Annotated in this window: 8 protein-coding genes (1 of these 8 running past the window's edge); 1 reads left to right on the top strand and 7 read right to left on the bottom strand. The window is 28.0% G+C overall.

The genetic code is table 11. The features are described 5' to 3' along the window. The 7 genes from DIC82_04145 to DIC82_04115 form a co-directional block, all read right to left on the bottom strand. On the bottom strand, positions 1-1251 hold the 5' portion of the coding sequence (locus DIC82_04145; GenBank protein AWK50292.1) for a DNA gyrase subunit A. 1248 nt of this gene lie to the left of the window's left edge; 1251 of the gene's 2499 nt are visible here — the first part of the coding sequence; its start codon is at positions 1249-1251; its stop codon lies off the left edge, out of view. A gap of 23 nt (positions 1252-1274) precedes the next feature. Then, a complete protein-coding gene (gene gyrB / locus DIC82_04140) occupies positions 1275-3182 on the bottom strand; it encodes a DNA topoisomerase (ATP-hydrolyzing) subunit B (protein ID AWK50291.1) in 1908 nt (635 codons plus the stop codon). A 52-nt stretch (positions 3183-3234) separates the two neighbouring features. Next, a complete protein-coding gene (locus tag DIC82_04135) occupies positions 3235-3495 on the bottom strand; it encodes a DUF370 domain-containing protein (protein AWK50290.1) in 261 nt (86 codons plus the stop codon). Between the two features lie 14 nt (positions 3496-3509). Continuing rightward, entirely contained in the window at positions 3510-4592 is a 1083-nt protein-coding gene (locus DIC82_04130; protein AWK50289.1) for a DNA replication/repair protein RecF, read from the bottom strand. Between the two features lie 70 nt (positions 4593-4662). Continuing rightward, positions 4663-4869, bottom strand: coding sequence for a S4 domain-containing protein YaaA (gene yaaA / locus DIC82_04125; protein AWK50288.1), 207 nt, complete (start codon positions 4867-4869; stop codon positions 4663-4665). Positions 4870-4915: 46 nt separating this feature from the next. Next, complete coding sequence (locus DIC82_04120; GenBank protein AWK50287.1) at positions 4916-6016, bottom strand: DNA polymerase III subunit beta; 1101 nt, start codon at positions 6014-6016, stop codon at positions 4916-4918. A gap of 260 nt (positions 6017-6276) precedes the next feature. Further along, positions 6277-7614 (bottom strand): chromosomal replication initiator protein DnaA, encoded by a 1338-nt coding sequence (locus DIC82_04115; GenBank protein ID AWK50286.1) that lies wholly within the window; start codon positions 7612-7614, stop codon positions 6277-6279. Positions 7615-8118: 504 nt separating this feature from the next. Here DIC82_04115 and DIC82_04110 point away from each other — a divergent pair. After that, positions 8119-8253, top strand: a complete 135-nt coding sequence (locus DIC82_04110) for a 50S ribosomal protein L34 (GenBank protein AWK50285.1) — start codon at positions 8119-8121, stop codon at positions 8251-8253. The last annotated feature ends 50 nt before the right edge of the window (positions 8254-8303 follow it).

The raw sequence follows: 8303 nt of genomic DNA, 5'->3' as shown, positions 1-8303 counted from the left end.
CTTTTCAGAAAAATTAAATCTTTCGATTAAAGTATTTCTTGCTATTTCGCTAGTCTTAGAATTTCTTATTATACTTATTACTTCGTCTATGTTGTCTAATGCTATTTTTAGACCTTCTAATATATGTGCCCTAGCTTCAACTTTATTTAAATCAAATACAGTTCTTCTTGTTATTACATCTCTTTGAAACTCTATATAGTATTCTAATATTTGCTTCAAATTCAAAACCTTTGGTTGATTATTAACTAATGCTAACATAATAACTCCAAATGTATCCTGAAGCTTTGTATGTTTATATAATAAATTTAATACTATATTAGGATTAGCATCCCTTTTTAGTTCAATTACAATTCTCATACCGTCTCTATCTGATTCATCTCTCAAATCTGATATTCCAGTGATTCTTTTATCTTTTACTAAGTCAGCGATATTTTCTATAAGTTTTGCTTTATTTACTTGATATGGTATCTCAGTAACAATTATTTTATTTCTTCCATTTTCCTCTTCGATTTCAGCCTTTGCTCTTACAACTACTTTTCCTCTTCCTGTTTCATATGCTGCCCTTATTCCAGCCTTACCCATTATAGTCGCTCCAGTTGGAAAATCAGGACCTTTAATTTTAGTCATAATATCTAATACTGTAGCATCAGGATTATCAATAAGCATTACAGTACCATCTATTATTTCACCTAAGTTATGTGGTGGAATGTTAGTTGCCATTCCAACAGCAATTCCTGATGAACCATTAACTAAGAGATTTGGATATCTAGCTGGTAATACTACTGGTTCTTGTTCTTCTCCATCAAAGTTAGGCATAAAATCAACTGTATTCTTATTAATATCTCTTAACATTTCAACAGCAATTTTATTCATTTTTGACTCTGTATATCTCATTGCAGCCGCTCCATCACCATCCACAGAGCCAAAGTTTCCATGACCATCAACTAACATATATCTCATTGAGAAATCTTGAGCCATTCTTACTAATGCATCATAAACAGAAGTATCTCCATGTGGATGATACTTACCTAAAACGTCTCCTACTATTCTCGCACATTTTCTATATCCTTTTTCCGGATACAACCCTAATTCTTGCATAGAAAAGAGTATTCTTCTATGTACTGGTTTTAAACCATCTCTTACATCTGGCAAGGCACGACCAACTATAACACTCATTGCATAGTCTATATAGCACTTTTTCATTTCATTCTTAATATCTACATCTATAAGTTTTCCTTCATTAAAATCCATGTACTTCACCTCATAATTTAGCTTTAAATATCTAAATTGACAACATTTTTAGCATTTTGTTCTATAAATTCTCTTCTTGGTTCAACTTTTTCACCCATTAAAATTGTAAATATTTCATCAGCAAGCATTGCATCGTCAATATTTACTTTTAATAATATTCTATTGTCTGGATCCATTGTTGTCTCCCATAATTGATTTGCATTCATTTCACCAAGACCTTTGTATCTTTGTATATCAGTAGAATTATCTTTTCCACCAATCTCTTGTAATACCTTTTCTAGCTCAGCATCCGAATAAGTATATATTTCCTTCTTACCTTTGTTAATCTTATATAATGGAGGTTGTGCAATATATACATGCCCGTCTTCTATTAATTCTTTCATGTATCTATAAAAGAATGTTAACAATAATGTTCTTATGTGAGCACCATCAACATCGGCATCTGTCATAAGTATAATTCTATTGTATCTAAGTTTTTCAACATCAAAATCTTTTCCTATTCCTCCGCCAAATGCAGTAATCATATTTCTTATTGAATCTGAATTTAATATTCTATCTAATCTTTGTTTTTCAACATTTAGTATTTTACCTCTTAACGGCAAAATAGCTTGGAACTTTCTATTTCTTCCTTGTTTTGCAGATCCGCCTGCTGAATCTCCTTCGACTATATAAATTTCACATTCTTTAGGATCCTTTGAAGAACAATCTGCTAATTTCCCAGGCAATGCAGATCTCTCTAATACTGATTTTCTTGTCAATTCTCTTGCTTTTTTAGCTGCATCTCTAGCTCTAGCTGCCATTAAAGCCTTGTCTATTATTATCTTACCTATATTAGGGTTTTCTTCTAAGAATATACCTATATTTTCTCCTACAAAAGAATCAACAATTCCTCTAACTTCACTATTGCCTAGTTTTGTTTTAGTTTGACCTTCGAACTGTGGTTCTTCAATCTTAATAGATATTACAGATGTAAGACCTTCTCTTACATCCTCACCCGTAAAGTTTTTATCATTATCTTTTATATATCCAAATCTTTTAGCATAATCATTGAATACTCTAGTTAATGCTGTTTTAAATCCAACTAAGTGTGTTCCACCCTCAACTGTATCTATATTATTGGCAAATGAAAAAATATTTTCAGTATATCCATCATTATACTGTAATGCTATTTCAACAGATATGTTATCTTTCATACCTTCTATATACATTGGCTCTTCATGAAGAGATATTTTATTTCTATTTAAGTAAGTAACAAATGATTTAATTCCACCTTCATAGTGAAATACTTCCTCTTTTTCTGTTCTTTTATCTACTAACTTTATATAAATACCTTTATTTAAAAATGCTAACTCTCTTAACCTTTGAGCTAAAACTTCAAAATCAAATACTACATCTTCAAATATCTCTGAATCTGGTTTAAAATATACCTTTGTACCAGTTTCATCACTATCACCTATTATTTTAAGATCCTCAACTACCTTGCCTCTTCTATAATCTTGTTGCCAAATGTGGCCTTCCCTTTTTACTGTAACAGTACATTCTTCTGAAAGAGCATTGACTACAGATGCACCAACCCCATGCAATCCACCTGAAACTTTATATCCTCCACCACCGAATTTACCTCCAGCATGTAGTATTGTCATTATAACTTCAACACTTGATTTTCCCATTTTAGCATTTAAGCCTACTGGAATACCTCTACCATTATCACATGATGTAATTGAGTTATCTTCGTTAATATAAATTTCTATCTTATCACAATAACCAGCTAATGCTTCGTCAATACTGTTATCAACTATTTCATAAACTAAATGATGAAGACCTCTTGAACTTGTACTTCCAATGTACATACCTGGTCTTTTTCTTACTGCTTCTAATCCCTCAAGAACTTGTATCTGATTTTCATCATATTCTCTATTATTTTGTTCCAAATCAGAATCCTCCTAAACTTAATAAATATTAAAATTGTTAACTTTATAAAAATTAAGAACCATAATTCATATCAGTTCTTTTTGTCAATGTTGTTGATGATATTGGTGAAAGATATATCTTACTTTTATTCTTAACTTCTGCTATTATAAAAGATTTTGGTTGTTCTTCTGTAATTCTTTGCACAAATCCATCTTCTTCTGCTAATCTTAAAAATTGTATTGTATCAGAACTATACATTGTATTTTGTAAATCGAATATTCCAATAATGTCTTTAATAGGCACTACAACATTTTCACCCAAATGCAAAAACACTAAATATTCCTCCTTCAATTTAAAATTTGTCCATCTGATACATTAAATATCTTGGCTTTATCATCTAAATAATCTCTTAAATCATCAATTCCAGTACATGTAATTACTGTCTGTATATCTTTGATTGTACTTAATATATACTTTTTTCTATTTATATCAAGCTCTGAAAGAACATCATCTAACAATAAAACAGGATATTCTCCAGTAATCTCTTTAATAATTTTTAGAGATGAAAACTTCATAGTTAAAATTGCTGTTCTCTGTTGCCCTTGAGAACCAAATGTTTTTGTGTCTATCGCATTTATAAAAACATTAAAATCATCTCTATGTGGTCCTACTGAAGTTAATCCTCTTTCTCTATCTCTAACAATATTATCTTGCAATTTTTTTAAATAATTACTTTTAAAATCATCTAAATTAACAGTGCAATTATATCTAAAGTCAATTTTTTCTTTACCAGATGTTATTTCGTTATGGATTTTATTTCCATAAAAATTAATCTTATCTATATATTCTAACCTCTTTGAGATAATATAATCAGCATATTCAATTAATTGTATATCATATACTTCTAAAACATCTGAATTAAAGTTTTTACTTTTTAATAAAATGTTTCTTTCATTTAAAATCTTATTATATTGAACTAAATTAAAGTAATATTTTGAATTTATTTGAGATAACTCCATATCTAACAGTTTTCTTCTTAAGTTGGGAGCTTCTTTTATAACTTTCAAATCTTCTGGTGAAAACATAACGACATTAAATATTCCAAATAATTCACCTATTTTATTTACTTTGATATTATTTACTTTAATAGCTTTTTTTCCATCTCTTAAAATATTTATATCTATTTTTTTATCTAATCTCTTTTTTATAATAAATAAGCTTATATAAGCATTATCCATTTTCCAATTTATTAATTCTTTATCTTTTGAAGTCCTATGAGACTTCGCAAAAGCACAATAATAAATTGACTCAAGAATATTAGTTTTACCTTGAGCATTATCTCCTATAAATACATTCACATTCTTGCTCAATTCTATTCTTAAGTTTTCATAATTTCTATAATTAACCAAACCTATATTTTTAATATACATAAAAAATACACCCATAATAATTATATCATAGTTATTAAACAACAGTTTGCTTTATTATTTAATAACCATGTTATACTATTTCAAAATCTGAATCTTGGAAACTTACAATATCTCCAACTTTTAATTTTTTTCCGCGTTGAATACAAATCTCATTATTAACTTTTACTAATCCATCTTGTATGTAAAATTTAGCTTCTGAACCTGAACTAACAATAGCAGCCCACTTTAGGAAGGCATCTAATTTTATAATTTCAGTATTGATTTTTATTTTATTCATTTTATTGTATAAATATTAATTTAATATTCAATTAATATTTATCCTCCTATCTCATTAATCTTACTGGTAAAACTAAATATTTAGCATTTTCATTATTTTTTTCTTCAATTACACATGGACTTATTCCTGAAGTCATTTTCATAACAACTTCATCATCCTCCACATTTTTAAGTACATCTAATAAATATTTTGAATTAAATGCAATTTGTATACCTTCACCTTGCAATTTAATTGAAATTTCTTCCCTTACTTTTCCCAATTGAGAATTAGATGTTATTATTAAATTATCCTGTTGTAAATCTAATTTTATTAAATTAGTATTACCATCCTTAGCCATTAAAGATGCTCTTTCTATGGCATTTTGTAGTTCTTGTCTATTAATATTAACCAATAATTTATGTTCTTGTGGTAATAATGAATTATAGTTTATAAATTTACCTTCTAGTAACCTCGATATTATTTTTGTTTTTTCTAAATTAAATAATATATGATTATTAGTAAATGTTATATCTACAATATCATCAACATCTTCTAATATCTTAGATACTTCATTTAAAGTTTTACCTGGTATTACAACTTCCATCTCAAGATCAGTATCTAAAAATTCATTTCTAATAGCTAATCGGTATCCATCAAGGGCTACTAAATTTAAATTTTTATTTTTGACTTCAAATAAAATACCTTGAAGAATTGGTCTAGTTTCATCTTGAGCAATTGCAAAAGATGTTCCTTTGATCATATTTTTTAATATATTTTGATTTACTGAAATCTTTAAGTTTTCATTAACCTGTGGTAACTCTGGGAATTCATTTGTATTCATATAAACTACATCAAATACAGATTTTGCACAAGTTATTTTTATTAATTGATTTTCAATAGTCTCTATTTTTATAGTTGCATTAGGTAATTTTCTTATTATTTCTCCAAATATTTTTGCATCAATAACTATACTACCTTCTTCTATAATATTAGCATCAACAGATGTTTGAATACTAACATCCATATCTGAACCTATAAGTGTTAATGCAGATTTATTTGTATTTATATATATTCCTTCAAGTATAGGCATAGTTGATTTACCTGTAATAGCTTTTTGAACTATTGATATACCCTCTAATATTTTTTGTTTTTCACATGTAAAAATCATTTAAAATCCTCCTTATTTATTAACAGGAATGTAAAGACAATAATTATAGATAGATAAATACTTTTATAGTAATAGTAGTAGTAGGGGCTGTGGATTTGTTAATAACTATCCTAAACTAAGTAATACCAACAAAATTTTATGAGAAAATATTGTTGATAAGTAAGTAACAAATTAGATGGGTTATCCACATTGTTAGACGTACTATGATTATAAAAATATTATCCACAGGTTATTACATACTTAATATATACAGCTGTGGATTAGTTTTGAGTTAATTTTTTAGTAAGATCAGCAACAGTCTGTTGCAATGAATCATCCATTTTTAAATTATCAGATATTTTTTCATAAGCATGTATAACAGTAGTATGATCCCTTCCACCAAATTCTTCCCCAATCTTAGGTAAGGACATATCAGTTAATTTTCTACTTAAGTACATTGCAATTTGCCTTGGATAAACAACATTTCTAGTTCTTCGTTGAGACTTTAAATCTTCGATACGTAAATTAAAGTAACTAGAAACTACATCTTGTATAATATCGATAGTAACATGTTTTCCTTGTTTTTTAGATATGATATCTTTTAATGCTTCTGTAGCTAAATCCACAGTAACTTCTCGATTAGTTAGTGAAGAATAAGCAATTATTCTTATTAAGGCTCCCTCAAGTTCTCTTATGTTAGATTTAATTTTAGTAGCAATATAGCCCATAACATCATTAGCTACATTTAAATTTTCAACATCGGCTTTCTTTTTTAAAATGGCCATCCTAGTTTCAAAATCAGGAACTTGAATATCTGCGATTAATCCCCATTCAAATCTAGAGCGTAACCTATCTTCCAATGTTGGAATTTCTTTTGGTGGTCTATCTGATGATAATATAATTTGTTTATTTGCATCATGTAATTCATTAAATGTATGGAAGAATTCCTCTTGAGTACGTTCTTTGCCGGCTATAAATTGTATATCATCTATAAGTAAGATATCTACATTTCTATATTTATTTCTAAATTCTTCATTTTTATCATCTTTAATGGCATTAATTAATTCGTTAGTGAATTTTTCAGAGGAAACATAGACTACTTTGGCATTTGGGTTGCTAGCTAAGACATAGTGTCCTATAGCATGCATTAAGTGAGTTTTTCCAAGTCCAACACCACCATATATAAATAGAGGATTATAGGCCTTGGCAGGTGATTCTGCAACAGCTAGTGATGCAGCATGCGCAAATCTGTTACTGTTACCTATTACAAAAGATTTAAATGTATATTTTGGATTTAATGTTGAAGACATTTCATCATTAACTATAATTGACTTTGCTATCTCAGGAGTATTATCTTTATCATAACCATCTGACATTATAATGAATTCAATTTTATATAGTTTTGAACAGACTGCTTTTATAGAGTTGATAACTAAATCTTTATAGCGCTTATCTAAAATATCTTGAGTAAAGGAATTTGGAACACTTATCTTGATAGTATCAGAAGAGATAGAGATCGGTTCGCAGCTTTTAATCCAAGTATTAAAGCTAACTTCACTTAGCTCACTTTTTATAAGATCCAGGGTTTTATCCCACAAATTTTTAAGATCGGCATCCATTCTTATTCCTCCAATATTTTAATAGAAAAAAAATTTTTTATGATATTATGTACGGTTTATCAACAGACATATTAACATTTGTATATTATAGCCATGTATGTATATAAATATATCAACATGTTAATAACTATGTGTATATATAAATTTGATATAAAATTAATAACAACTTACCTAAAAAGTTATAAACATATACCTAATACAGTATATATGTGGTAAGTTATATGTAGTGATAGCAGAAAATAAACAAGTTATCCACATAGTTATCAACACATGTGGATAACTATTAATATGAAAAAGTTATTCACAACATAATACCTATGATAACATAAGTAAATATTGATATTCAATAAGTTATCCACAAAAATATATATATAAATATATTTATCAACAATTATTACCACCTTGACAGAAAATTATTATATATATATAATAGGTAAAGTAAAATTTAAAATCATAAAGTATAGTTTTTACTATAAATAATCACTTTAAGGGGGTGCATGTGTAATGTTCATGACTTATCAACCTAAAAAGAGACATAGAAAAAAGGAACATGGATTCAGAAAGAGAATGAGCACTTCAGCAGGAAGAAACATTCTTAAAAGCAGAAGACAAAAAGGAAGAAAAAAACTAACAGCTTAAGGGCCGCATTAAGTGGCCTTTTTTCTGCAATGCAGGGAAAAAAGGAGTAT

The sequence above is a fragment of the Clostridium beijerinckii genome (assembly GCA_003129525.1).
GTDB classification, from domain to species: Bacteria; Bacillota; Clostridia; order Clostridiales; family Clostridiaceae; genus Clostridium; species Clostridium beijerinckii_D.
The sequence above is the reverse complement of the archived record's forward strand: the minus strand, read 5'-3'. Positions and strand labels throughout refer to the sequence as shown.

Bases quoted from the DNA above. Each gene is read 5' to 3' on its own strand.
- DIC82_04130 (AWK50289.1), bottom strand. From the start codon at position 4,592: ATGTATATTAAAAATATAGGTTTGGTTAATTATAGAAATTATGAAAAC.
- yaaA (AWK50288.1), bottom strand. From the start codon at position 4,869: ATGAATAAAATAAAAATCAATACTGAAATTATAAAATTAGATGCCTTC.
- DIC82_04120 (AWK50287.1), bottom strand. From the start codon at position 6,016: ATGATTTTTACATGTGAAAAACAAAAAATATTAGAGGGTATATCAATA.
- DIC82_04115 (AWK50286.1), bottom strand. From the start codon at position 7,614: ATGGATGCCGATCTTAAAAATTTGTGGGATAAAACCCTGGATCTTATA.
- DIC82_04110 (AWK50285.1), top strand. From the start codon at position 8,119: ATGTTCATGACTTATCAACCTAAAAAGAGACATAGAAAAAAGGAACAT.